This window comes from Aldersonia kunmingensis (assembly GCF_001646865.1).
Taxonomy (GTDB): domain Bacteria; phylum Actinomycetota; class Actinomycetes; order Mycobacteriales; family Mycobacteriaceae; genus Aldersonia; species Aldersonia kunmingensis.
Genome location: NZ_LRRB01000161.1, coordinates 38175 through 64209, shown reverse-complemented (window position 1 = coordinate 64209; position 26035 = coordinate 38175). Strand labels below are relative to the sequence as shown.

Sequence of the window (26035 nt, the reverse complement as noted above, 5' to 3'; positions counted from 1 at the left end):
GATCTTCCTCGACGACGTTGTCATTCCGGCGGACGCACTCGTTGGGCCGGAGAACGACGGCTGGCGGGTTGCGCAGCAGACGCTGGGGGCCGAGCGCGGCATGACCATGCTCGAACTCGCGGAGCGGCTGCGACACGGCGGGTTCCGCTGGCTCGTCGAGATGTGCGCCCGGCGCGGGCCGGCGGGGGAGCGGCCGCTGGACGATGCGGTGGTGTCCGATCGGCTTGCCGGCCTGGAAACAGAGCTGATCGGCCTGCGTGCATTGTGCTCGGACCTAGTTTCGGCCAAGCTGCCGGGTCCCGCTGACGCGTCGATCGTGAAGCTCTTCTACAGCGAACTACTGCAACGAATGACCGATTTCGCCGCCGAAGTCGCCGGGCTCACCGCGCAGACCCTGGTGCGGAAGCCCTTGTCGAGCGGATGGGAATCGGGGGCCTGGGTGCTGGACTTCGTGGGCTCGTGGGAATGGACCATTCCGGGCGGGACGAGCGAGATCCAACGCACCATCATCGGCGAGCGTGGCCTCGGCCTGCCGCGGGAACCGGAGGGGAGTCGATGAGCGAGGACGCCGCAGAGTTGGCGGCGCTACACGACGAGTTGCGCTCGGTTGCAAGGGAACTGCTTGCCAAGGCCGGTGAGGAATCCGCCGTGGACTGGCAGCTCATCGCGCGATCGGGCTGGCTCGGGCTGGAGGTACCGGCCGAGTTCGACGGGGCCGAAGCGACTTTCGCGGAGACTGCCGTCATCCTTGGCGAGTTGGGCAGGGCCGCGGCTCGCGGTCCGTACCCGTCGGTGGCGCTCGCTGTCCATGCGCTCGACATGGTGACACCCGGTGCCTATCGCGACGAACTCTTGCACGCCACGGTCGCGGGCACCACCGTCCCCGCCGTCGTTATCGCGGGAGAGGGATTGGAGCCGGGCATGTTTCGGGTTGAGGACACCGCCGATGGCGCCGTCCTCACCGGTCACGCGGACTTCGTACTCGACGCGACCGCCGCGGATCGGCTGCTCGTGCCCGCGGTGCAATCGGACGGTTCCGCGGTGCTGGTCGCGATCGAACCGACTACACCTGGCGTTGCCGTGACTCCCCAGCCGGTCGTCGACGAGACCCGAAGCCTTGCGAGTGTCGAGGCAGCGGGCGCCGTGGTCGAACCAGAGGCCTTGTGGCAGTTCGAGAACGACGCACCCGGTGCCGTGCAGCGGTTGCGGCATCGCGCCTCGGTGGCGGTCGCCTGTGACAGCCTCGGCATTGCGGAGGCCATGGTAGACGCCACCGTCGCGTATGCAGGTGTCCGCGAGCAGTTCGGTCGCAAGATCGGTTCGTTCCAGGCGGTAAAACACGCGTGCGCGGACATGCTTGTACGGACATCGGTGGCGCGTCGACTGATAGCGGGCGCGGTCCGTGCCCAAGTCGAGGCAGATCCCGATGCCGCACTCGCCGCGCATATGGCGAAGTCGTATACGTGTGCGGCCGCAGTGGATATCGCCGGCAAGGCGATGCAACTGCACGGAGGGATGGGATACACCTGGGAAAGCGGCATCCACGTCTACCTCAAGCGCGCGACCCTGAATCGTTCCCTGTACGGTTCGCCGGGTGCCCATCGCCGCCGGATCGCGGAGCGGTATTCGGCACAGACGTAGCTGTGCGGGCGGCGACCAGGGGGCGCCGACTGCACGCTACTTCGTTGAGTTTTCTTGTGATCGCGCACTTTTCGTGTGCTCGCGCATGTCTGGGCATGCGCGCTGGCTTGAAGAGGTGCGCGCCAACGGCCTGTTGCGGATGACGTGAACCTCACCGCCCACTTTTCTCACGATCACGTGGGTTCCCGCGCACCAGAGCGAAAAGTGGGCGATGGCGTTCAGCGTTGCACCGCCTACTCCGACAAGCGCTTGGCCGCCAACTCCCGCAGCTCACTCGACTTGATCTTCGCGCTGCCGGTCTGGGCCATTTCCGAGGAGTCGAAGAACAGCACCTCGCGCGGGACCTTGTAGCTGGCCAGGCGCTCCTTGAGGAACGCGCGAATGTCGTCCGCGTCAACCACGATTCCGTCCAGCGGCACGACGCACGCCACGACCAGCTCACCGAGGGTCTCGTGCGGAATGCCGACGGTACGGCCCAATTTCACGGCCGGATGCGTTTCGAGTGCATCGTCGACCTCGACCGGGGAGACGTTCGCCCCGCCGGTCTTGATGATGTCGGTCAGCCGGCCTTCCCAGAACAGCCGTCCGGTGTCGTCGAGGTACCCGCCGTCTCCGGTGTGCAGGAAGCCCTCGCCGTCGAGCGTCTCGTCGAGTGGGGTGCCCAGGTAGCCGAGCATGAGGGTCGGGCCTTTGACGCAGATCTCGCCACGTTCGCCGATCGGGACGACCTCACCGCTCAACGGATCGACCACTCGGATCGTATTGCCGGGCAACGGTTTGCCGCTGCTGTTGCCGTGGACATCAACCGGTGTGTTGGCCGGGTAGCACGAAGTGATCGTGAAGGTTTCGGTGTTGCCGTATGCCTGCAGCGGCTCGGTGTAGGTGGTGGACACCGTGGGGTGCTGTGCGACCGGCGAGTTGGTATCCACGTACTTCATCGCGCTCAGATCGACATCTGGCCAGTTCGGTGCGGTCTGCAGCTGAGCCCACTGGTGCGGCCAGGCGACGAGGAAATTGACCCGCTCCGCCTGCATGAGTTCGAGTGCTGCGGTGGCCTCGAAACCGGACTGCAGCACGAGGGACCCGCCGGCGGAGAGCGTGGTGCCCACAGCCATGCCGAAGTTGCCCGACCAGAAGAACCCATTCGCCGTCCAGCAGCGCACGTCGTCCTTGGGGCTGAGGTCGAATATCCGTGCGAAGCGCCACATTTGGATGGACACACCCCGGTGCGCGCTGAGAATTCCCTTCGGTTTGCTCGTCGAACCCGAGGAGAAGAACAGCACGGCGGCATCGCTCGGCCGGGTACGCGCAGCGGTTTCCTCAACCAGGTCACGGGACTCGCTGTCGCCCCGTGCGAGGAAGCTGTCCCAGCCTTCGATTGCACCGCCGGGGGTGTCGTCGACCGCGACGACGTGGCGCAGGAACGGGTATTTCGCCGAGGCGATTTCGCCGGGTGCCGCCACCTCGAGCTGCGGTTCGAGGCCGGTCAGGACGTCGGCGAAGTCGCGCTTGAGGATCCGGCGTTCGAAAAGCAGCACCGAGATGGCGGACACGTCGAGCAGGTATTCGAGCTCGTCAGGCGTGGAGAAGGTGCTGAGCGTGACGGCCACGCCGCCGGCAAGCGCGGTGCCGAACAGCCCGGTCAGCCACTCCGGACGGTTGGTCATCAGGATGCCGACGCGGCCGTCCTTGCCGATGCCCGCGGCGCGCAGCGCGCGCGCCACCTCGATGGAACGTTCCCACAAGTCGTTGTAGGTCCACCGAACATCTCCGGCGACGAGCGCCTCGCGATCACCGAACTGCGTGGTGACCTCGCGCAACAACCCGGGCAGCGTGAGCGTGCCCAGGCCCGGCTCGTCCGCCAGCGGCGGACCGCTGGCGATCGAAAAATGCTGCTGCTGAACGAGATTCGACGCAGAATTCACTGTCTCGGTACCCGTCGCCGTCATTGCACCCGCCCTTGTCGACGTGCTTATCGCGGAAGTTCGACCTCGGCGGTGCACTTCACGAGTGTGCCGCCGTCCTGATTGGTGAGGCGCAGTTCGATCTGCACCAGCGGCACGCCCCACTCCGACTGCTCCTGCTTGCCGATGATTTCGGCGTCGAAGTACGTCACGTCGCCCTCGAACGCGGGCAGGCGGAAGTCGGCCTTGCTATGACGCACCATGCCATCGTGACCGGCCCAGTACGCCAGGTAATCGGTGCACCAACCGCCCATCGTGGCGCCGTAGCCGTAGGCGCGCGACATGCCCACCTCGCCGGCTTTGTCACCGTCGATGTGACCACGGGACGGGCCGACATAGAGGCCGTCGCGCAGCCGCGGATCAATCTTGGCGCCCTCTTCGTCGAAGGCGAATCCCTCGGTCCAGCCCGGATCCTGGTACACCCACGGATCCTCGATGCCCTCGGGTGCGGTCCAGTGGAAGGTTCCCCAGATGTTGAACAGGAAGGCGCGGTACTCGGTGGTGAAAGTGGCGACGCTGTGCGGGCCGACGACGCGACGCGGCAACGTGTCACCGACCTTGACTTCATCGAAATGCGGCGAGATACCCAGCCGGTTCGACATCAGCCAGTCGTAGCGCAGCTTTTCGATCGCGATGAGCTCTTCCTGGGTCCACCGCTTGATCTCACCGAGCGCGTTGTCGTACATGCCGCGCTTGTTCGCCTCTTCGGCGATGTAGCGGATGGACGTGGCGTGTTCGCGGGCCACCAGCGCACCGTGCTGGTTCTTGTGAATGGTCTCGCCACGCTGGAACAGGGTCGGCCCGGCAAACTTCGTGTCGGCCACCTTGTAGTCCAGGAAGCGCCGGTCTTGAAACAGCTTGTCGCCCGGGCGAACCGGTACGCCATAGAACCACCACTCCTCGCCACCGAAGATCAGGTGGCTACCCTCGATCCGCCCCACGCAGGCGGGTGCCGCTCCGTGTCCGTAGTCCAGTGCCACGCAGATCGACTGCGGCGCAATGAGGCCACCGAACTTGGAGTTGCGGGCGAACTCCGTGTCCCAGTGCAGCGGGTTCGGGTAGTCGAGCGCCATCACCCAGCGACGGATATCGGAGGGGCTGCACGGCTCCCACTGCTGGCCGCCGCCGATGGGCTGACCGACGCGGTGGTCGACATCCGAGAGGTCGAGCTCGACCTTCTTGGGGGTCGCGGCGGATTTCCTCGTTGCCATGTGTGCTCCTCAGCGATTCACGTCGATGACGATGCGGCCGCGGACCTTGCCGTCCATCAGGTCGCTCGCGGCAGCGATGACACCGTCGAGTGCGACCTCGCTGGCGATGTCGTCGAGCACGGCGGGGTCCAGATCACGCGCCAGCCGATCCCATGCGGCGAGACGGCGCGGCTTGGGCGCCATGACGCTGTCGACGCCGAGCAGTGAGACACCACGAAGGATGAGCGGCGCAACAGTGGCAGGGAAGTCCATGCCCTGCGCGAGACCGCACGCGGCAACGGCTCCGCCGTAACGGGTTTGGGCTGCGGCGTTGGCGAGGGTGTGGCTGCCGACCGAGTCGACGACGGCCGCCCAACGCTCCTTCTGCAGCGGCTTGCCCTTCTCGGCGAGCTCGGCGCGATCGACCACGGTCGTTGCGCCGAGTTTCTGCAGGTACTCGACCTCACTGGTCTTGCCGGTGGACGCGGCCACGGTGAAACCGGCCTTGGTCAGCAACGCGATCGCGACACTGCCCACGCCGCCGGTGGCGCCGGTGACGAGCACCTCGCCCTGGTCGGGCGTCACACCGAACTTCAGCAGCGCGTCGACGCAGAGGCTCGCGGTGTAGCCGGCGGTGCCGATCGCCATCGCCTGGCGCGATGTGAAAGCGGAGGGGAGTGGGACGAGCCAGTCGCCGTTGACGCGCGCACGCTGCGCGAACCCGCCCGAGTGGGACTCCCCGACACCCCAGCCGTTCAAGACGACGCGGTCACCGGCCGACCAGTCCGCGTGGCTGCTCTCGGTGACGACGCCGGCAACGTCGATGCCGGGCACCAGCGGGAACTTCCGCACAATTGGCGACTTGCCGGTGATCGCCAGGGCGTCCTTGTAGTTCAGCGTCGAGTACTCGACGTCGATGGTGACGTCACCCTCGGGAAGGCTCGCATCGTCGATGCTGGTCTGCGAGACCCGCTGCCCGGACTCGTCCTTGTCGATCAGAATCGCCGAAAACACTTGGGGGAGTTCCTTTCTCGAACCGTCTCACGGACGCCGGGACGGGAGGCGGAAACGAGAATCCCGTTTCCGTTCATTACTTATAAGGTTTGCATGGATGGAGAATGGTGTCAACATCGTGGTCAGCGCGCTGTCCAGCCGCCGTCGACCACGATCGTCTGGCCTGTGACGTAACTTCCCGCGTCGCCGGCGAGCCACATGACCGCGCCCACGATGTCGTTAGCCGTGCCCTCCTTGGGCAGCGGAGTATTGCGCCGCAAGTACTCGAGGGACCGCTCCGCGTCATAGAGCGGACCAGTGATCTCACTGCGGAAGAAGCCGGGCGCGACGGTGTTCACGCGGATCGAATGCCGGGCCCACTGGATGGCAAGCTCCGATGTCAGACCGGACAGGCCTGCCTTGCTCGCTGCGTACGACGCCTGCGGGATACCGGGAATGCCGACGCGGCCGCTGATCGAGGAGATATTGACGATCGACCCGCCGCCCCCGGCACACATATGCGGAAACACGCCCTGCGCGAGCAGGAACGGCGCGAGCAGATTGAGGTCCATGGTCTTGCGCAGTGCGTCCACCGGTTCGGACTCGGCGGGTTCGTAGCTGAACATGGTCCCGGCGGCGTTGACGAGGATCGCTGGTGGACCGAGGCCCGCCACCACTTCAGGCACGACCGTGCCGACCGCGTCGAGATCGGACAAGTCGCAGGCGACCGCGAGTCCGTCGATCTGCGTGGCGAGTTCGGCGAGCTTGTCGTAGCGCCGCGCCACAACAGCGACCCGAGCCCCGAGCGAGGCGAGCGAGCGCGCCACCGCCGCTCCGAGTCCGGATGATGCTCCGGTGACGATCGCGACCCGGCCATCGAGCCCAAAAGACGGTGGTGTGATTGGCGAATTCGTGGTCACTCGGACCGCCCTCCGACGCTGTCGAGCAGCGCAGGCAACTCCGTGCGCTGGATCTTGCCCATTGCGTTGAGCGGCAACGCGTCGACTTGGGCCCACACCTCGGGCACCTTGTACGCCGCCAGCTCGCGTCGACATAGGTCGGCGAGCGCGTCGAAGTCGATTCCCGGAGAGGCGGATTCGACGACCGCAGCAACCCGTTGTCCCAGCCGCTCGTCCGGCACAGGGCATACCGCGACCTTCGCCACCTCGGGATGGGTGGCGAGGACGCGCTCGACCTCGAGCGGGTACACATTGGCCCCGCCGCGGATGATGACGAGCTTCTTGCGGTCCAGCACGCTCAGCCAGCCGTCCTCGGTGACGGTGCCAACGTCGCCGGTAGGAAACGGTCCGGACTCCGCCGGGTGCACGCCGCCATCGGCCCAGTAGCCGAGCAGGGGTGTCCAGCGCCCGGCCCACGGGCCTTCGGTGCTGCCTGCGATTCGCAGCTCACCGAGTTCGCCGGCCGGCAGGCGGTTGCCATCATCGTCGTAGGCGGCAACATCGAAGTGGGGGAGTGCACATCCGCTCGCGCCGGGACGCCAGTCCTCGCCTGCCGGATCGATAGCGACCACGGTCGGCGCCTCGGTGAGCCCATACGTCGCGCGCGGAATGATTCCATGTGTGGCGGCGAAAGCGCGGCGCAGTGCATCCGGGGTGTCGCTACCGCCGCTCCAGACCTCGCGGAGCGAGCTGAGGTCGAGGTGCGGGCGCTTCGCCATATCGAACAGCTGCGCCGGCGCGCCGTTCCACACGGTCACGCGATGCTCGGCGATCCACTCGGCGACCCCATCGACGTCGCGGCGGTCCATGATCACCGCGCATCCGCCGGCCTGGGCGGTGAGCAGCGTGGACAGCACCATCAGATTCAGAATCGTCAGCGGGAAGCTGTCGCCCTTGCGAAGGTCGGGACCCCAACCACGTGTCGCGACCAAGGCGGCACCGGGCAGCAGGAGATTGCGCTGGCTGTGTACGACGGCCTTGGGTGTGCCCGAGGTGCCGCTGGTGAAGGCAATACCGGCGGGTGCGTCGAGATCAACGTCGACATGCGGCGCGGAATCCGCGTTCGTGCGCAGCGCGGCCCACCGGTCGAGGTCGACGCAGGTCGGCCCGTCCAGCAAGCAGCGCGGGCCGGCCAGCACGACCTTCGGGTCGACCAGTTCGCGCAGGTGCTGTTGCTCGGAAACGCTGAGCGCCTCGCCGATGCCGGCCCAGATCGCACCGATGCGCGCGGCGCCGTGGAATGCCGCGACGATGTCGAGATCATTGGGCAGGCAGGCTGCGACCCGGTCGCCGGGGCGCACGCCGAGCGACCACAGCGCCGCCGCAGCGCGCTCGGCCTCCGCATTGAGTTCGGTATAGGTCCAGGACCCGGAGGCCGCCACGATCGCTGTTGCCTCGGGGCGTTCCGCGAGAGCAGCATCGAGTACACGGGCGATCGATTCGATCGGCGCGGGAGCGTTCACGCGGTCTACCAAACCCTATTCTCGCTATCCTTGCAAGGATTCATCCTATAGCCTCGGAAAGACTGTCTCCCAGGAAAGTAGGCGCTCGTAATGGAACACACCGGGCCGCTGGCCGGCGTGCGGGTCGTCGATCTGACGACGATGGTGTTTGGGCCGTACTGCACCCAGGTCATGGCCGACATGGGCGCCGACGTCATCAAGATCGAGCCCCCGGCCGGGGACAACACCCGCTATATCTCCGTCGGACCGGAACCCGGGATGGCCGGCGTTTTCGTCAACGTCAACCGAGGCAAGCGCAGCGTCGTCCTCGACCTGCAGACCGAGGAGGGCAAGGCGACACTGCGAACCCTTATCGATGGTGCCGATGTGTTCATCCATTCGATGCGGGGCAAGGCGATCACAAAGCTCGGTTTCGGGTACGACGACGTCGCCACGATCAACCCGTCGATCGTCTACACCAACTGCTATGGGTACGGCCGTCGTGGGCGCGATGCGGATAAGCCCGCCTACGACGACACGATTCAGGCCGAGTGCGGCATTCCGTATGCGCAGGAGCAGTTGACCGGAGAGCCCTCGTATGTCGGGACGATCATCGCCGATAAGGTCGCCGGCATCACCGCGCTCTACGCCACCACGATGGCGCTGTTCCATCGCGAGCGCACGGGTGAGGGCCAAGAGGTCGAGGTGTCCATGTTCGAGACGATGGCCGCGTTCATGCTTGTGGAGCACGCCAACGGCGCGATGTTCACGCCGCCGCTCGGCGCCGCCGCCTATCCGCGCGCACTCACTCCGGCCCGAAAGCCGTACCGCACCAAGGACGGCTACGTTTCCGCGCTGATCTACAACGACAAGCAGTGGGCCGCGTTCATCGGCGCTGTGAAACCACCCTGGGCCGGAGACCATTTCGCCACGCTCGAGCAACGCGCGCGCCAGATCGACACCGTGTACGCACATCTCGGCGAGACTTTCCTTCAGCGGACTACGAAAGAATGGCTCGAATTGCTCGGATCCCTGCACGTTCCCGCCGCGCCCGTGCGGACCCTCGACGAACTCTTCGACAATCCGCACCTCAACGACGTCGGTCTTTTCGAGACAGTGGATTCCGACTACGGCCCGGTGCGCTTCCCCGGACCGCCGACATGGTTTTCGCGGACACCCGGCCGAATCGACGGGGCGGCCCCGCGCCTGGGCGAGAACACAGCGGATGTCACCGCACAGCTCCGGGCAACGCAGTCCGCCTGGTCCGACTCGGCGACCCACGCATGAGGATTGTGAACGGCCTCGGCGAGTTCGATCTGGCCGAGTTCGTCAGGCCCGGCGACCGGATCGTCATGGGCCAAGCATGTGGTGAGACAACGACTTTGGTCGAGGCACTGATCGAACAAGGAGAGCGGATCGGTGGCCTGTCGCTTTTCACCGCGACCAGCTTCTCCGGCGTTCTTACTCCTGAAGCGGTACGAGGCTTCAGGGTGTCGAGCATGGGCGCGATCGGCACACTGCGCGCGCTCACGAAGGAGCACAAGCTCGACGTGATCCCGATCCATGTGAGCCAGGTCGGTCCGATGATCACCGACGGGATTCTCGGCTGCGATATCGCATTCGTGTCCGTGAGCCCCGCCGACGCCGACGGCAATCACAGCCTCGGTCTGGTCAGCGACTACATGCAGGCGGCCATCGCCAAGGCCCGTGTTGTGATCGCCGAGGTCAACGAGCAGGTGCCGTACACGCATGGCGAATTGCTTCCTGCAGATCGGATCGATTGTGCGGTAAAGGTTTCGCGCGCACCGGTGGAGGTCGCGCCGGCGCGGATGAGCGAAACCGACGAGGCCATTGCCACCCACGCCGCGCAATTCGTGGAGGACGGCTCGGTGCTCCAGGTCGGGGTGGGCGCGGTGCCCGATGCGCTGCTGCGTCGCCTGTACGACCGTCGCGATCTCGGCGTGCACTCGGGAATGGTGGGCGACACCCTGGTCGAACTGGTCGAAGCGGGTGTTGTCACCAACGCCCGCAAGCCGATCGACACCGGGGTATCCATCACGGGTGCTCTGATCGGCACCAAGCGGCTGTACGAGTTCGTCGACCGCAACCCTGCCTTGAAGATGTGCACGACCGCCTACACTCACGACGCCGGTGTGCTCGCCCAGTTGGACCGACTCGTCACTGTCAACTCGGCGATCGAGGTGGACCTCGGCGGGCAGGTGAACGCCGAGCAGACCGGTTCGGCCTATCTGGGCGGTACCGGCGGGCAGGTGGATTTCGTTCGCGGCGGTGCACGGTCACGCGGCGGGCACGCCATCATCGCTCTCCCCGCGACCGCGAAAAATGGTGCGGTGAGCCGAATTACGACTCGTCTGTCGGGCCCTGTCACCACCGCACGATCCGATGTGGATGTGATCGTCACCGAGTTCGGAGCCGCCGAACTGAAAGGCCGAACGCTGGCCGAGCGAGCCCGGCGGCTGATCGACATAGCTCACCCCGATTTCCGCGAGGAGCTGGAGCGGGAAGCGAATGAGATTGCGCGAAGGGGTTTCTGATGAGTGACGCGGTCTTGTTCGAGGCGCGTGCAGATGGCATCGCGGTCATCACCCTCAACCGCCCCGAGACAAGAAATGCTCTGGCCAAGGATGTTCGGGCCGGATTGGCCGACGCGTGGGACCGCTTCGAGCGCGATTCGGCGTTGCGCGTCGCGATCCTCACCGGTGCGGGGGAGAAGGCGTTCTGCGCCGGTGGCGACCTCAAGGAAATGGTCGACACCGGTATGAAGGTGCCGCCGCGCGATATGTTCGCGCTGCCCTACGACACGATCGAACTGTCCAAGCCGACAATCGCTGCGGTCAACGGTGCCGCGTTCGCCGGCGGATGGATGCTCGCGCAGTCCTGCGACCTATGCGTGGCGAGCAGCACCGCGACCTTCGCGATCACCGAGGTCAAGGTCGGCCGCAGTTCGCCATGGGCGTCGCCCCTCATCCACATGATTCCGCAGCGGATCATGATGGAGATCCTGCTGACGGGGAAGCCGATCACTGCGCAGCGCGCCTATGAGATCGGGCTCGTCAATCGCATCGCGGAGCCGGGTCAATTGCTCGACGCGGCCCTCGACCTGGCGGGCGAGATTCTTGTCGGAGCGCCGCTGTCGGTGCGCGCTGCACGTGAGACGGTGATGCTGGCGACCGAGATGGGTCGATCCGCCGCGCTGCAGGCCGCCCGGCATGCCTCGGAGTACTGCTACAACAGTGAAGACGCGCAGGAAGGGCCGCGTGCCTTTGCCGAAAAGCGAACCCCGCAGTGGAAGGGATTGTAAGCAACCGTAATTGCTTTGAACAAGACTGTTTTCACTTCTGGGGTTCGCGTGCATACTGCGTTCTATGGTGACCAACGATGTTTTCCATCCCGACCTTCGCCGGGCAGCGCGATTCCTTCCCCACGCTGCCGTGGGGCCGCACAGCCTGGGAATCGTCCGGGCTCTGACCAAGGTGCTACCCAAACGCGACTCCGGTGTCGATGTACGAGAGCTTCCGAACGGCGCATCGGTGCGCCTGTTCCATCCCGATGAGGACAGTGCGACCGGCGCCGGTCTGCTCTGGATCCACGGCGGTGGGTACGTCATCGGCCGCGCCCAGTTCGACGACAGGCTGTGCCGCCGATTCAGCCGTGAACTCGGCGCAACCGTGGCCTCGGTCGACTACCGTCTCGCACCCGAGCACCCCTACCCAGCCGCATTGGACGATTGCTACGCCGCGCTCGAAGTGCTCGCGGACCTCCCCGGCGTGGAACCGTCTCGCCTCGCCGTAGGCGGCGCGAGCGCGGGTGGAGGACTTGCCGCTGCACTGGCGCAGCGCGCACACGACCTCGGCGATATCGATGTCGCATTTCAACTGCTCGTCTATCCGATGCTCGACGATCGGCCGCACACCGGAAGTCAGGACAACTACCGCCTCTGGAATCGGGACAGCAACCGGTTCGGCTGGGAGGCCTACCGCGGCAAGGCGGATCCCAACCTCGCCGTGCCGGCCCGTCGCTCGGATCTCTCCGGCTGCCACCCGCCTGGATCGGGGTTGGTGACAAAGACTTGTTCCTCGACGAGGACGTCGAGTACGCGTCTCGCCTCGAGGACGCCGGGGTTCCCTGCTCCGTCGAAGTCATCCCCGGCGCGTTCCACGGGTTCGATCTCGTCGCACCGAAGGCGCCGATTTCCCGCGAGTTCTTCGATCGGCAGTGCGAGAGCCTGCGCACCGCGCTGAAGGTCGCAAGCTGACGCTTCTCGCGGCGCGGAGGAGCTACCGAAGCACTTGCCGTATGTATTACAGTTGCCCAACGCGTGGCGAGTCCGAGAGGCAGGTTTGAGCGTGCCAGATATCCCTGGGGCCGCTATATGAGCGGGTTCGCCGGCAAGCAGGCCATCGTGACCGGCGGCGGTTCCGGGATCGGCGCGGCATTGGTACGGGCACTTGTCGCCGCTGGTGCGGACGTCGTGTGTACCGATATCGATGCCGACGCCGCCGGGCGCACGGTCGCTGAGGCGACCGGCCCAGGTGTCGCGCGGGCGGCCCGGCTCGACGTCACCGACGCGGCGGCCGTCCAAGCGGCGGTGGACGAGGTGGTCGCCCGGGCCGGCCGGCTCGACCTGATGTTCAACAACGCCGGCATCACGTGGGGCGGCGATACCGAGACACTCACGCTCGATCAGTGGAACGCCATTATCGACATCAACATTCGGGGCGTTGTGCACGGCGTCGCCGCCGCCTATCCGCAGATGGTGCGCCAGGGCAGCGGCCACATCATCAACACTGCATCGATGGCGGGGCTCGCGGCCGCCGGGCGGATCACCAGCTACGTGATGACCAAGCACGCAGTCGTGGGACTGTCGCTGGCACTTCGCACCGAGGCAGTGGGACAAGGCATCGGAGTGCTTGCTGTCTGCCCGGCCGCAGTCGAGACGCCGATCCTTGACAAGGGCTGGATGGGTAATTTCAACGGCCGCGAGTTCTACCGCGCGGGCCAGGCGAGCAAGTCCTTCTACTCCCCGGACCGGCTCGCGTCGGACACCTTGCGTGCGATCGAGCGCAACAAGGCGCTGCTGGTTGCGCCTCGCAGCGCGCGTGCGACCGCGTTGTTCGCCCGACTCTTTCCCGGTGTGTTGCAGCGCATGTCGATCAAGTTCGTCGCGCGTCAGCGCGCGGCGGGGAGCGAAACGGTGGTGGGGCGGTGAGTGCGGTGGCCGAGATACCTCGATTTCCCTCGGATGTCACGAGTGCCTGGCTGGCCGGGGTGCTCAGTCGCGCGGGCGAACCCGTCGACGTCCTGGGTGTCGATGTTGTTCCGGTCGGCACCGGGCAGACCGGCGCGACGTACCGGATCTCGGTCACCTACGCCCACAATCCGGCAAACCTGCCCGATCGATTCGTCATCAAGCTCCCGTCGGGGGATGACACGGTGCGGGACCGGGTGGCCATCGGCTATCGCAGCGAATGCGCGTTCTACGCTTCCGTTGCCGACCGCGTCGCGGTGCCCGCGCCGGAGTGCTTCCACTGCGAGATCAGCGACGATGCCTTCAATTACGCACTGCTGCTTGCCGATCAGTCGCCGGCGGTCCAGGGAGATCAGATCGCGGGCTGCGGTATAGCGGAGTCGGTACTGGCGGTCCGCGCGCTCGCGGGCCTGCACGGTCCGACCTGGTGCGACGAGTCCTGGCTTGGTTTCGATGGGCTCGCCTTCGCGCTCACGGATGAGGCAGCGAAACGCGGCCTCGGCGAGGTCGCCAAGATGAGCGCGGACCTGACGCTGGACCGGCTCGGTGACAAGCTCGATGCCGCCGATCGTGAAACCTTGCTCGCCGGATTGGGTTCCGTCGGTGACTGGCTGATGGGCGAGCCGGACCGATTCGCGCTGCTGCACGGAGACTATCGACTCGACAACCTGCTCTTCGCCCCGGACCGCAGTGCGGTATCGGTCGTGGATTGGCAGACCCTCGGTGTCGGTCTGCCGACGCGCGACCTCGCCTACTTCGTCGGAACCGGCCTCGATCCGGAGCTACGTGCGAACGTCGAGGGGCAGCTCGTCGACGAGTACCACGCCGCGCTCGCTGCGCACGGAGTGAGCGGTTACGACCGCGAAACATGTTGGCAGGATTACCGTTACGGCATGATTCAGGCGCTGCTGATCCCTGCGATCGGGTGTGCCTTCGCGGTGAACACCGAGCGTGGCGACGACATGTTCGTCGCAATGCTGCGCCGAGCCTGCCGAGCGATGCGTGAACTGGGGACCCTGGATCTGATCCCACGGACGAACTGAGGAGCGATATGGCCGAGGCACTGCCACGGACCGCGATCATCGGCGCGGGCATCAGCGGACTGACGGCCGGAAAGATGCTCTCCGATTACGGAGTGCCGTACACGACCTTCGAGTCGTCCGACCGGATCGGTGGAAACTGGGCCTTCGGAAATCCGAACGGGCACAGCAGCGCCTACCGCTCATTGCACATCGACACCTCCAAACATCGCTTGTCTTTCAAGGACTTTCCGATGCCGGAGGAGTACCCGGACTTCCCGCATCACTCCGATATCAAGGCATACCTCGACGCCTACGCCGACGCTTTCGGCCTGCTCGACAACATCGAGTTCGAGAATGGTGTCGCGCACGCCCGGCGCAATCCGGACGGCATATGGGAGATCGAGGACCAGGCCGGGAAGTGCCGCGAATTCGACCTACTGGTCGTGGCCAACGGGCATCATTGGGATCCGCGGTTCGCCGACTTTCCCGGCACATTCACCGGCGAGACGATCCACTCGCACAGCTATATCGACCCGCGGACACCACTGGATCTGTATGGCAAGCGAATCCTCGTGGTCGGGATTGGCAACAGCGCGGCCGACATCACCGTCGAACTGTCCTCAAAGGCGTTGGGCAACAACGTCACGCTGTCGACGAGATCGAGTGCGTGGATCGTGCCCAAGTACATCGCCGGCCGACCCGGCGACAAGTTCTGGCGCACGACGCCGCACCTCCCGCTGTCGTGGCAGCGCAAGGCGCTGCAAATGATGATGCCGATGATGGGTACCGACCCAACTCTCTACGGGCTGCCTCCGGCGAACCACAAGCTCTTCGAAGCGCATCCCACCCAGTCGGTCGAATTGCCGCTGCGGCTCGGCTCCGGCGACGTTGCGCCGAAGCCGAACGTCTCCCGATTCGACGGCGCGACAGTGCATTTCGAGGACGGCACCAGCGACGACTTCGACGTCATCATCTACGCGACCGGCTACAACATCACGTTCCCGTTCTTCGACTCCGAGTTCATCAGCGCGCCGGGCAACCAGATCGGTCTCTACAAGCGGATGTTCAAGCCGGGCATCGACAATCTGGTCTTCATGGGCTTCGCACAGTCGGTGCCGACGCTGTTCCCGTTCGTGGAATGTCAGTCCCGACTACTCGGCGCCTACGCGGTCGGCCGATATGCGCTTCCGCCGATCGCCGAGATGGAACGCGTCATCGTCGCGGATCAGGAACTGCATTCGGGGCATTGCACCGACCGGCCGCGGCATACCCAGCAGGTCGATTATTTCGTGTACGAGCACGATCTGCGCACTCGCGAAATTCCTGCGGGGGTGGAACGCGCGCGGCTGCGCAGCCCCCACGTGAATCCCTCGATGCAGCGGCCACCGGTACGCGAAACCGCCTGACCCCGCATGGCGGCAAATGGGTCAATTCTGATTCTTGCTGCACGCGATGAGCGACCCGCGTTCATGATGCTATTGATCCGGTGTGTCGCCGGCCGCGGACAGAGCCGTGCAAGCGAAGGGACAGAACAATGAAGTCTGGACGCTTTGGTGTCGTGGCCGGATTGGCTGTAGCACTAGCTCTGGCGGCATGTTCGTCCTCCGAAGACAGCGGTGCCGAATCGTCGGCTGAGTCAACGTCAGCCTCGACCGAAAGTCCGAGCGCCGATGTCGCGGACGCCGTCACTCCCGTCGTCGGGCATGTCCTTGACGACCCTGTGCCGGTGGCCACCACCGACGGCACCACGCACCTGGTCTACGAGCTCGAGGTGACCAACGTGCTGCCCCAAGACGTCACAATCGATTCGGTGAAAGCCGAGGCGGACGGCAAGTCGTTGCTGACGCTGTCTGCAGCAGACCTGATCAATTGGACATCGATGTTCGGCACCGCCAAGCCTGGCACGACAATGGGTCCCGGCGAATCTGGCCGCGTGTGGATGGATGTGTCGATCGCGAAGGGCGAGTCGGTGCCCACACAGGTCCAGAACTCGCTCACGGTGACCCTGTCTACGCCCATGCTGCCGTTGTTGCCCGCCACTGTTGTCACGCCGCTGCCGCCGATGACCGTCTCCGGTTCCGCGATCAAAATCGCTCCGCCGATGCAGGGTGCGGGCTGGGTCGACGCCAACGGGTGCTGCACGGTCACACCACATCGCCATGCGGTGAACCCAATCGACGGTTCGTTCTGGGTCGCGGAACGCTTTGCCATCGACTGGGTTCAAGTCGACGCGCAAGGCAAGCTGTTCAACGGTGATCGGGCCAAACTCGAGTCGTATCCGTACTTCGGTACTGATATCCAGGCTGTCGCGAATGGCAAGGTCGTCGCTGTACTCGACGGCCTACCTGAGCAAGTACCCGGAGCCTCACCGACGGGACTCCCGCTCGACGAATACGCCGGAAATCACGTCGTGCAGGACCTCGGCAACGGCCACTACGCGTTGTATGCACATTTGAAGACGGGAAGTGTCAAGGTCGAGGCGGGTGATGAACTCAGTGCAGGCCAAGTTCTGGGCAATCTCGGCAATTCCGGGAACACCGATGCACCCCATCTGCATTTTCACGTGATGGCCGGCCCGGATCCATTGCGAGCGAACGGTTTGCCGTATGAGTTCGATTCGTTCGAGCTCACCGGGCGGTTGGCTTCACTCGGTGCGGTCGACGAACTCGCGACTACCGGTGGACCTGCGCCGATGCAGTCGGCCGTTTCGACTGGCACGAAGACGGACGAGTTGCCGATGTTCCTCGATGTGGTCACGTTCCCCAGTTAGGGGCCGATCTCTCGCTTGTCGTACAGGGCCGCCACGTCACGCACGAGCACCTTCATCGCCGCGTTGCGCGGCAACTCGTTGACGGTGACTATCGCGACCGGCACGTGGTGGCTCGGCAACTCGGCGCGCACAAGGTCCTGCAACTCTGCTTCGCTCGGCGGCGTCGCGCTGTGGCGCAGTTCCACGGCCGCGAACGGCACTGCGCCAAGTCGACGATCCGGCACACCGACAACGGTCGCGTCGAGCACCGCGGGGTGATCGAGCAGCACCTTCCGCACGGTCTCCGGGAGGACCTTGAAACCGCCGCGAATGATGGCTCCGTCGCCACGACCGTGCAGGGTCACGAAGCCGTCGGCATCCACCGAAGCCACGTCTGTCGTGCGGACCCAATCTGGTCCGATCACAGCAACCCGAGCCTCGAGGAAACCCTGTTCGCCAGAAGCAACTTCGCGGGCGGTGTCGGGGTCCACAATTCGGACCTCCACTCCCGGTAGCGGCCTGCCCACACTGTTGCGCTTCTCGCTGGCGTACTTCTCGTGTAGATCAGGAGTCCACGCGCAGACCGAGCCGGCGAATTCCGTTGCGCCATAACCCCACAGCAGCGGAATGCCGTAGCGCCTTTCGAACTCCTCGCGCAGCTGCGGGTCGAGTGGTCCGGAGCCGCCCGGCAGGGACTGCAGCGAAGCCAGATCCTCGGGCGGCACGTCCGCGTCCAGAATCATTCGCAGGATGGCGGGCTGCACGCCGGTTCGCCGGATTTGGTACGTCTTGACCGCGCGAACCCAGTCCTCGACCGTGAACTTCTCGAGCAGCACCATCCGCTTGCCGAGAAATGGTGCCGCGAGTAGCTGACAGATCCCGATGCTGCCGAAGGGCCAGAACACCAGCTCGGGCGGATCATCCGGAGAAGCGGTCAGGCCGCCCGTCATGCTGAGCACGGTGTGCCGCAACACGGCGGTGGGTAGCGGCACTCGACGTGGTGGCCCGGTGGTGCCACTGGTGAGGATATGCAGTCCCGCAATATCGAGCGCTGGAGCGCCACCGCCCCCGTTGTCGCGTCGTTCCGACGCGACCTCAGCGCAGGGATTATCCAGTGACAGTGCGATTCCCGCACTGCCGATGCGTTCACACGCCGCGGTCAGTGTTTCGGTCCAGTCCTGTCGGTCAGCGACGACGGCCGCGGGCCGCAAGTTCTCGATATCGCGGGCGATGGCACCCGAGGATTGATACGAGTACACCATTGCCACCGGTCTACGCGCGGCGATGAATCCGAGGATCGCGGCGGCGTGCGGGATGCGATTGCGGACGACAATGGCGAGCGGAGCCGAGCGAGAGACCCCCGCGCAATCGAGCGCATCATCGATCGCGTCGATGTACCGCCGGATATCGCTGCCGGAGTACCACTTCCGTTCGAACTCGATGAAGTCTCGACCACCGTATGCCGCCAGATGCGCGGTCAACTCGGTAGCGAACTCGGATCCAGCGTCCTCGGACATTTGCCGCCCCGGATCAGTACGAGGTTGAGCCCTGGTCAACCGCGATTGCCTGGGCGGTGATCATCTTCGACTCGTTAGATGCCAGCCAGCACACGGTGTCGGCGATGTCCTCGGGCATGGCGACCCACGACGGAAGGAACGGCGTAAGCATGTGGGCCAGTTGGGGATTGGACTCGCCCGCTGCGGAGATCTGCGCGGGCATCTCGCCGGTTCCCATCGGGGTCAGGACAGGGCCGGGGTGCACGCTGTTGACTCGAATCGAATGCTTGCCCAGTTCCGCGGCGAACGCCTTGGCCATTCCGGTGATCGCATGCTTGCTGGCGGTGTAGTGAATCATAAAGGGCTGCATCTTGATTCCGGCGGCTGAGCTGATCAGGATGATCGACCCGCCACGACCGCCGTCGATAATCTTCTGGGCACCGGCCATGACGGCGTTCCAGGTGCCGGTGACATTGACGTCCATAACGTCGCGGAACGACTCGGGGGTGATCTGGTCCCACACCTGCGGTGACGCGATCCCGGCATTCGCCACGATGATGTCGAGGCGACCCAGCTCCGCGACGCCACGATCGACCGCGTCGCGCATGCCCTCGTAGTCGCGGGTGTCGACGATTGAGGTGACGATGCGACGGCCGGTTTCCTCCACCAGGCGAACCGTCTCGTCGAGGTCCTCGGGCGTGGCCGAGTCGTAGGGGACACAATCCGGGAGCTTGCCGCAGACGTCGATGGCGATGATGTCCGCGCCTTCACCTGCCATCTTGACCGCGTGGGCCCGGCCCTGGCCGCGCGCCGCGCCCGTGATAAACGCGACCTGTCCCGTGAGCCTGTCACCCATGCTGCCTCCTCGAATCCCCCTGGCCCGAGCCTCGGGCCCGCATGGCACAAGCCACTGTCGTAAGGGTCACTGTAATACTTACCATATGGTGTGAAAGCACCCCGCCGCGCAACCTGTCGTTCGCACGACCCGCCCGGGGGTGCACAGTGAGCATGCACGGTAGAGACGATCCGGTCGAGAGGCCGCGAGGTGAAAGGCAGGTGGCGACGATGCCCGCTCTCAGTGGACGGACCGCGGTAATCACCGGAGGTGCGCAGGGGCTTGGCTACGCGATTGCGGAACGATTCGTGGCCGAGGGTGCGCGCGTCGTGCTGGGAGATCTCGATCTGGCAGCGACGGAGGCGGCCGCCAAGCAACTCGGTGGCGCCGATGTAGCGATTGGCGTGCAGTGCGATGTCACCGATGGTGAACAGGTCGATGCGATGCTCGCCGCCGCCGTAACCACATTCGGCGCGCTGGACATCATGGTGAACAACGCTGGCATCACCCGCGACGCCACGATGCGGACAATGACCGAGGACCAGTTCGACCAGGTGATCAATGTGCATCTCAAGGGCACGTGGAACGGCCTGCGCAAGGCCGCGGCCATCATGCGCGAGCAGAAGCGCGGCGCGATCATCAACCTGTCCTCGATCTCGGGAAAGGTCGGCATGGTCGGCCAGACGAACTACTCCGCCGCGAAGGCCGGGATCGTCGGCATGACGAAGGCCGCAGCGAAGGAGATGGCGCACCATGGTGTGCGGATCAACGCCATTCAGCCCGGCCTGATCCGCTCGGCGATGACCGAGGCCATGCCACAGAAGGCCTGGGACGAGAAGCTCGCGGCCGTCCCGATGGGCCGCGCCGGCGAACCGCACGAGGTCGCGGGTGTCGCCTTCTTCCTGGCCTCCGATGACTCGTCCTACCTCACCGGGACGGTCCTCGAAGTCACCGGCGGACGGTTCATGTGAGCGAGCGCGGCGGACACGAGCGAGGGAGACGACATGCGTGAGGCAGTGATCTGTGAACCGGTCCGCACCCCGATCGGGCGGTACGGCGGCATGTTCGCCGCACAGACCGCGGTCGACCTCGGTGTCGCCGCGCTGACCGGACTCCTGAACCGGACCGGTATCGCTCCGGGCGCGGTCGAGGACGTCATCCTCGGGCATTGCTATCCGAGCAGCGAGGCGCCGGCTATCGGCCGGGTCGTCGCCCTCGATGCCGGACTCCCCGTCACCGTGCCAGGCATGCAGATCGACCGCCGCTGCGGATCCGGCCTGCAGGCCGTGATTCAGGCTTGCCTGCAGGTGGGTAGCGGCAACAACGACCTCGTCGTCGCGGGCGGCGCCGAAAGCATGAGCAACGTGGTCTTCTACTCGACCGATATGCGTTGGGGCGGTTCGCGAGGCGGCGTGCGGGTGCACGACGGGCTTGCCCGCGGTCGCACCACGGCGGGTGGACGTAACCATCCGGTGCCGGGCGGCATGCTCGAGACCGCGGAGAACCTGCGCCGCCAGTACGGCATCACGCGCGCCGAACAGGACGAACTCGCCGTGGCCTCGCACCAGCGCGCGGTCGCGGCGCAGAAGAACGGTGTGTTCGCCGAGGAGATCGTTCCGGTTACCGTCCGGACGAAGCAGGGCGAAGAGACAATCGACACCGACGAGCATCCGCGCGCGGACACCTCGGTCGAATCGCTGAGCCGGTTGAAGCCGATGATGCTCGCCGACGACCCGGACGCGACAGTCACCGCAGGAAACGCGAGCGGGCAGAACGACGCCGCGTCGATGTGCATCGTGACCACTCCCGAGAAGGCCGCCGAACTCGGTCTGGCCCCGCTCGTCCGGATGGTGTCGTGGGCGGTCGCCGGAGTGCCGCCCAACGTGATGGGCATTGGGCCGGTGCCGGCCACCGAGGCCGCGCTCGGGAAGGCGGGTCTGCGGCTCGCAGAGATCGACCTCATCGAGATGAATGAGGCATTTGCCGCGCAGGCGCTGTCGGTCTTCAGTGAATGGAAGTTCACCAAAGAGGACCGTGAGCGCACCAATGTGAACGGCTCGGGTATCTCGCTAGGTCACCCGGTCGGCGCGACCGGCGGTCGCATGCTGGCCACCCTGGCCCGCGAACTGCACCGCCGTGACGTGCGATATGGTCTGGAAACGATGTGCATTGGCGGCGGCCAGGGCCTGGCCGCGGTTTTCGAACGCGTCGGCTGACACGGAAGGGACGCCCGGCATGACCCGCCTCGCTCACACTCTCGGCCTCACCGAGTTTCAGACCGACATCGTCGCGAACGTGCGAGAGTTCGTTAACAAGGAGATCATCCCGGCGGCGCAGGAACTCGAGCGCACCGACACGTATCCGCAGGAAATCGTGGACCGGATGCGGGACATGGGCCTGTTCGGGCTGATGATTCCGGAGGAGTACGGCGGACTGGGGGAGTCGCTGCTCACCTACGCGCTGTGCGTCGAGGAACTCGCGCGCGGCTGGATGAGCATCTCCGGTGTCATCAACACGCATTTCATCGTCGCCTACATGCTGCGCCAGCACGGCACACCGGAGCAGAAGGAACGCCTGCTGCCGCGCATGGCGATCGGTGAGGTGCGCGGCGCGTTCTCGATGTCGGAGCCCGAGCTCGGTTCCGATGTCGCGGCAATTCGCACGCGGGCGAAGAAGAATGACGATGACACGTACACCATCGACGGCCAGAAGATGTGGCTCACCAACGGCGGGAGCTCCACACTCGTCGCGGTCCTGGTGCGCACCGACGAGGGTGCCGAGAAGCCACACCGCAACCTCACCACGTTCCTCATCGAGAAGCCGGCCGGATTCGGTGAAGTGGCACCGGGTTTGGTGATTCCGGGCAAGATCGACAAGCTCGGCTACAAGGGCATCGACACCACTGAGCTGATCTTCGACGGGTATGTGGCGAGCGCCGACGACATCCTCGGCGGCACCCCTGGCCGCGGGTTCTTCCAGATGATGGACGGCGTCGAGGTGGGTCGCGTGAACGTGTCCGCGCGGGCGTGCGGTGTCGGCCAGCGGGCGTTCGAGCTTGCGGTGCGATATGCGCAGCAACGCAAGACATTCGGTAAGCCGATCGCCGAGCATCAGGCGATCGCTTTCCAACTGGCCGAGATGGCGACCAAGGTCGAATCGGCCCACCTGATGATGGTCAACGCTGCGCGGCTCAAGGACTCGGGCGAGCGCAACGACGTGGCCGCGGGTATGGCGAAGTATCTCGCCAGCGAGTTGTGTGCCGAGGTCACGCAGCAGAGTTTCCGGATCCACGGCGGCTACGGCTATTCGAAGGAATACGAGATCGAGCGGCTTATGCGCGATGCTCCGTTCCTGCTGATCGGCGAGGGCACCAGCGAGATTCAGAAACAGATCATTAGCAAGCGACTGCTCGAAGAGTACCGGATCTGACTTACGCGCTCACTTCCTCGCGGGCTCGGCCGGCCGGTCCGCGGTCGCCAGGAGTTCGCGCAGCCGCCGCACATCGACCTTCCCAGTCGTCCCGCGCGGGATTGTGTCGTCGGTATCGAGGAGCAACCACACCGACGGCACCTTGAAGGAACTGAGCAGTCCGCGCGCGGCGGCCCGGAGTACTTCGGTCGTGGTCGCCGGGTCCCCGCACACCACCGCCGCGGCGACACGGTTTCCTGTGGGCCCGGGAAGGTTTGTCACGAAAGCATTTTCGATGGAATCGATCGCCCGCAGCGCGGATTCCACTTCGCTGGGGTACACGGTGGCGCCGCTGACTTTGAACATGTCATCGGATCGGCCGTGGTAGAAAAGAAAGCCGTCGGCATCGAGTCGACCGAGGTCGCCCGTCGGATAGAAGCCATCGGCGGTGAACAGGTCATCGCGACTACGTCCGCAGATTTCGCGGAACATATGCGGCCCGCCTAGTTGAATCTCCCCGATGGTGTCCGTGGGCACCAGGAGTCCATCCTCGCCGACGATTCGCAGTTCCATGCCCTCGAACGGCTTTCCACAACTGCCCCAGGCAGATTTGGGCATGTCCGTGTCGGCGGGGTAACCGCAGTACGGACCGAACGATTCCGTCATACCGAAGAGCTTGGCGCGTGCGCCTGGCTGGGATCGCAGCTCGAGAGGTAGCAATGCCTCGAGGCTGCCCGGGCGCAGCGCCGAGAGATCCGCGCCGATTCCACCGGCCTGTTTCGCGAGCGCCTCGGCCTGGTCCGGCCAGCCACGGAACAGGGTCACCCGTTCACGTTCGAGCAGACGCAGCGTGGTTTCCGGCCGGGGGATCTCCTCGGTCACCAGGGTGGCACCGGCCACCAACGCGGATAGGATTCCGCTCCCGAAACCACCCACCCAGAAGAACGGCATCGGTAGATAGAGCCGCGTGTCGGCGTCGATACAGCGCGCCGCGAGCCCGGAATGCACGGCGGCGAGCGCATTTCCGTGCGAATGTACGACGCCCTTCGGTATCCCGCTGCTGCCCGAGGTGAACATGATGGCCATTGGGTCGCTCGCCGTGACCGAGTCGGAGAGCGTATCTGCGGCGTGGCGCGCGTTATCGGGGGCGGGAAAGGCACCGAGCTGCTCGGGTGTCCAGACCTGCTGGAGCGCTGGTAACGCGGTGGAGGTGAACTCCCCGAGATCGTCGATATACCGGTGACCGCGAAATTCCTCGACCGACACCAGGTACTCGACCGAAGCGGTGTCCAACTGGGCGATCAGTTCGCGCGGACTCAACAATGTGCTCAGCGGCACGAGGACCGCGCCGATCCGGGTGACAGCCACGGCGATCTGCACCCAGCGCACAGCGTTGGGCATGATCAACCCGACCCGTGAACCCTTGCCGACACCCGCTTCCACGAGGGCCGCCGCGAGCGTGCGGGTGGAGTCGTCGAGCTCGCGGTAGCTGAGCCGGTGATCTGGGTCTATCACCATCGACTTGGCCGGAGCGGTCTCCGCGCGCAATCGCACCAGGTCGCCGAGTGTCGTCGCAGGACTAGTGGGCATATTCGCCCCGCGCTGAACGGAAGTGGTCACGGATCGCGGTCAGATCGGCCTTCCCCGAGGGGGTCCGCGGGATTGCGTCGACGACAGCGATCCGAGTGGGAATCTCGTAGCGGGCCAACCTGGTTTCGAGATACTGCACCAACTCGTCCGGAGTGGTGCTGCTCGAATCGCGCAATTCGACCATCGCGACGGGCGTCTCGCCGAGGCGATCATCCGGGTGGCCGACTACCGCCGCCCCCTGCACTGCGGGGTGGCCTTCCAAGGCGGTTCGTACATCGTCCGGCATGATCTTGAACCCCCCACGGATGATCGCCTGATCGGCGCGCCCGAGGATCCAGAGGAATCCGTCGGTGTCGATGCGTGCGATGTCCGTCGTACGGATCCAGTCCGTTGCCGGGCCGAGTTGTCCGGGTCTGACCTCGAGCAGCCCTGCGGTATCCGCGGGCAGCGTGCGGCCGTCCTCATCGACAACACGAAGCTGGGCGGTGGGGTCGGCGCGGCCCACACTGCCTCGTTTGGTGGACCAGAACTTCTCGTGATCAGCGATGTTCCACCCGGCGACGCCGCCGCCGAATTCGGTTGCAGCATAAGAGGTCAGCACGGGGATCCCGAACTTCGTGGTGAACGCGTCCGCGTCGTCGGCCGACAGCGGTGCCGTGCCGGAAGTAACCGCCCGGATGCTCGACAGGTCGTCGCGGGTGAGGTCCGAATGCAGCACCATACGCAGGGCGGCGGGGACAAGCGAGACCGTGCGCGGGCGATATTCGCGCACCGCACGCGCCCACGGTTCGAGCTCGAATCGCGGGAGCAGCACGAACGAGCGTGCGGCGGTGACGCATTGCAGCACCCGGAAGACGCCGCCGATATGGACGAGCGGCGCGTTCACAATGGCAACCCCGCGCGGAGGGGCGGTGGGTGCGGTTTCGTCGTCGCGTGCGGGGCCGAGAACGCTGTGCGCGAGCATGTCGTATGTCAGGTCGACCCGCTTCGGTGGACCGGTGGTTCCGCTCGTCAGCATGTGCACAGCCACGCCGGGGCGACCCGCATCGCCCGCCGGCCGGCCGGCGGCGACGATGTGTGGCTCGTCGGTCGCGTCGGCGATCGAGATCTGGGTGGTCTCCGCGGACGGGGCAACGAGGGTGCTCAGGTCGTCCAGCTCACCGATGATCACGGGCAGTTCGAGGGCCGCGATATCGGAGCGCGTCCGGTCGTCACCGCGCGCCGGGTTGATGACGACGACACAACCACCTGTGAGCAGTACACCCAGAAATGCGGCGATGTGTGCGGGTCGATTGCGCAGCAGGACCCCGACCCGCGGCTCTGGGCCGACGAGTGCCGATATCGCCCGCGCGAGCGTCCCGATGTCGCCGAGGCTGTACCAGTTCCCGTCGTATTCGATTGCGGGCGTTCCGGGATCGAGGTCGAGCACTGCGTCGATCCGCCGAACGAGCCGGTGGTCCAGCATGTCTGATGCTGG

21 protein-coding genes and 1 pseudogene are annotated in these 26035 nt (G+C 65.5%); 13 read left to right on the top strand and 9 right to left on the bottom strand.

What is annotated here, in order from left to right; translation table 11 throughout:
• Together A8G08_RS12135 and A8G08_RS12130 are read left to right on the top strand one after the other, a co-directional pair.
• Positions 1–559: acyl-CoA dehydrogenase family protein (locus A8G08_RS12135; RefSeq protein WP_281182144.1), on the top strand; the 559-nt coding region annotated here is incomplete at its 5' end.
• Complete coding sequence (locus A8G08_RS12130; RefSeq protein WP_068274089.1) at positions 556–1641, top strand: acyl-CoA dehydrogenase family protein; 1086 nt, start codon at positions 556–558, stop codon at positions 1639–1641. The genes A8G08_RS12135 and A8G08_RS12130, both read left to right, overlap by 4 nt.
• 233 nt (positions 1642–1874) lie before the next feature.
• Here A8G08_RS12130 and A8G08_RS12125 read toward each other — a convergent pair whose 3' ends face one another.
• From A8G08_RS12125 to A8G08_RS12105, 5 genes are all read right to left on the bottom strand, one after another.
• Positions 1875–3590, bottom strand: a complete 1716-nt coding sequence (locus tag A8G08_RS12125; protein ID WP_084436125.1) for a class I adenylate-forming enzyme family protein — start codon at positions 3588–3590, stop codon at positions 1875–1877.
• A 23-nt stretch (positions 3591–3613) separates the two neighbouring features.
• On the bottom strand, positions 3614–4816 hold the full coding sequence (locus tag A8G08_RS12120; RefSeq protein WP_068274085.1) for an FAS1-like dehydratase domain-containing protein: 1203 nt from the start codon (positions 4814–4816) through the stop codon (positions 3614–3616).
• A 9-nt stretch (positions 4817–4825) separates the two neighbouring features.
• Complete coding sequence (gene acuI / locus A8G08_RS12115) at positions 4826–5809, bottom strand: acrylyl-CoA reductase (NADPH) (protein WP_068274078.1); 984 nt, start codon at positions 5807–5809, stop codon at positions 4826–4828.
• Positions 5810–5931: 122 nt separating this feature from the next.
• Positions 5932–6708, bottom strand: a complete 777-nt coding sequence (locus A8G08_RS12110; RefSeq protein ID WP_068274076.1) for an SDR family NAD(P)-dependent oxidoreductase — start codon at positions 6706–6708, stop codon at positions 5932–5934.
• The gene (locus A8G08_RS12105) at positions 6705–8210 is read right to left on the bottom strand and encodes a class I adenylate-forming enzyme family protein (protein WP_068274075.1); all 1506 of its coding nucleotides are present in this window, start codon (positions 8208–8210) and stop codon (positions 6705–6707) included. Before A8G08_RS12105 ends, A8G08_RS12110 begins: the two co-directional genes overlap by 4 nt.
• 90 nt (positions 8211–8300) lie before the next feature.
• On the opposite strand from A8G08_RS12105, the gene A8G08_RS12100 reads away from it, so the two are divergent.
• From A8G08_RS12100 to A8G08_RS12065, 8 genes and pseudogenes are all read left to right on the top strand, one after another.
• Complete coding sequence (locus tag A8G08_RS12100; RefSeq protein ID WP_068274074.1) at positions 8301–9476, top strand: CaiB/BaiF CoA transferase family protein; 1176 nt, start codon at positions 8301–8303, stop codon at positions 9474–9476.
• On the top strand, positions 9473–10744 hold the full coding sequence (locus A8G08_RS12095) for an acetyl-CoA hydrolase/transferase family protein (RefSeq protein WP_068274073.1): 1272 nt from the start codon (positions 9473–9475) through the stop codon (positions 10742–10744). Before A8G08_RS12100 ends, A8G08_RS12095 begins: the two co-directional genes overlap by 4 nt.
• Positions 10744–11511, top strand: coding sequence for an enoyl-CoA hydratase/isomerase family protein (locus tag A8G08_RS12090; RefSeq protein WP_068274071.1), 768 nt, complete (start codon positions 10744–10746; stop codon positions 11509–11511). The genes A8G08_RS12095 and A8G08_RS12090 overlap by 1 nt, the downstream gene beginning before the upstream one ends.
• Positions 11512–11575: 64 nt before the next feature.
• Positions 11576–12465 (top strand): annotated as a pseudogene (locus tag A8G08_RS12085) (alpha/beta hydrolase).
• Between the two features lie 117 nt (positions 12466–12582).
• On the top strand, positions 12583–13419 hold the full coding sequence (locus A8G08_RS12080) for an SDR family NAD(P)-dependent oxidoreductase (RefSeq protein WP_068274069.1): 837 nt from the start codon (positions 12583–12585) through the stop codon (positions 13417–13419).
• A gap of 5 nt (positions 13420–13424) precedes the next feature.
• A complete protein-coding gene (locus A8G08_RS12075; protein ID WP_157108529.1) occupies positions 13425–14501 on the top strand; it encodes a phosphotransferase family protein in 1077 nt (358 codons plus the stop codon).
• A gap of 8 nt (positions 14502–14509) precedes the next feature.
• On the top strand, positions 14510–15886 hold the full coding sequence (locus A8G08_RS12070; protein ID WP_068274063.1) for a flavin-containing monooxygenase: 1377 nt from the start codon (positions 14510–14512) through the stop codon (positions 15884–15886).
• Between the two features lie 320 nt (positions 15887–16206).
• Entirely contained in the window at positions 16207–17250 is a 1044-nt protein-coding gene (locus A8G08_RS12065) for a M23 family metallopeptidase (RefSeq protein WP_245672792.1), read from the top strand.
• Here the strand turns inward: A8G08_RS12065 and A8G08_RS12060 are convergent.
• Complete coding sequence (locus A8G08_RS12060) at positions 17247–18746, bottom strand: ANL family adenylate-forming protein (RefSeq protein ID WP_068274059.1); 1500 nt, start codon at positions 18744–18746, stop codon at positions 17247–17249. The two genes, A8G08_RS12065 and A8G08_RS12060, sit on opposite strands and share 4 nt — an antisense overlap.
• A gap of 13 nt (positions 18747–18759) precedes the next feature.
• Positions 18760–19581 carry a mycofactocin-coupled SDR family oxidoreductase gene (locus A8G08_RS12055; protein ID WP_068274053.1) on the bottom strand — a complete coding sequence of 274 codons (822 nt, stop codon included), beginning with the start codon at positions 19579–19581 and terminating at the stop codon, positions 18760–18762.
• Positions 19582–19790: 209 nt separating this feature from the next.
• Here A8G08_RS12055 and fabG point away from each other — a divergent pair, with 209 nt between their 5' ends.
• From fabG to A8G08_RS12040, 3 genes are read left to right on the top strand one after another with little or no spacing between them, the layout of a single operon-like run.
• Complete coding sequence (gene fabG / locus A8G08_RS12050; protein WP_068274104.1) at positions 19791–20531, top strand: 3-oxoacyl-ACP reductase FabG; 741 nt, start codon at positions 19791–19793, stop codon at positions 20529–20531.
• 33 nt (positions 20532–20564) lie between these two features.
• Positions 20565–21776, top strand: a complete 1212-nt coding sequence (locus A8G08_RS12045; RefSeq protein WP_068274052.1) for an acetyl-CoA C-acetyltransferase — start codon at positions 20565–20567, stop codon at positions 21774–21776.
• Between the two features lie 19 nt (positions 21777–21795).
• Positions 21796–22989 (top strand): acyl-CoA dehydrogenase family protein, encoded by a 1194-nt coding sequence (locus A8G08_RS12040; protein WP_068274051.1) that lies wholly within the window; start codon positions 21796–21798, stop codon positions 22987–22989.
• Between the two features lie 9 nt (positions 22990–22998).
• Here the strand turns inward: A8G08_RS12040 and A8G08_RS12035 are convergent, their stop codons facing one another.
• Both A8G08_RS12035 and A8G08_RS12030 read right to left on the bottom strand, forming a co-directional pair.
• Positions 22999–24558, bottom strand: a complete 1560-nt coding sequence (locus A8G08_RS12035) for a class I adenylate-forming enzyme family protein (protein ID WP_068274049.1) — start codon at positions 24556–24558, stop codon at positions 22999–23001.
• The gene (locus A8G08_RS12030; RefSeq protein WP_068274047.1) at positions 24548–26023 is read right to left on the bottom strand and encodes a class I adenylate-forming enzyme family protein; all 1476 of its coding nucleotides are present in this window, start codon (positions 26021–26023) and stop codon (positions 24548–24550) included. The genes A8G08_RS12035 and A8G08_RS12030 overlap by 11 nt, the downstream gene beginning before the upstream one ends.
• Positions 26024–26035: the final 12 nt, after the last annotated feature.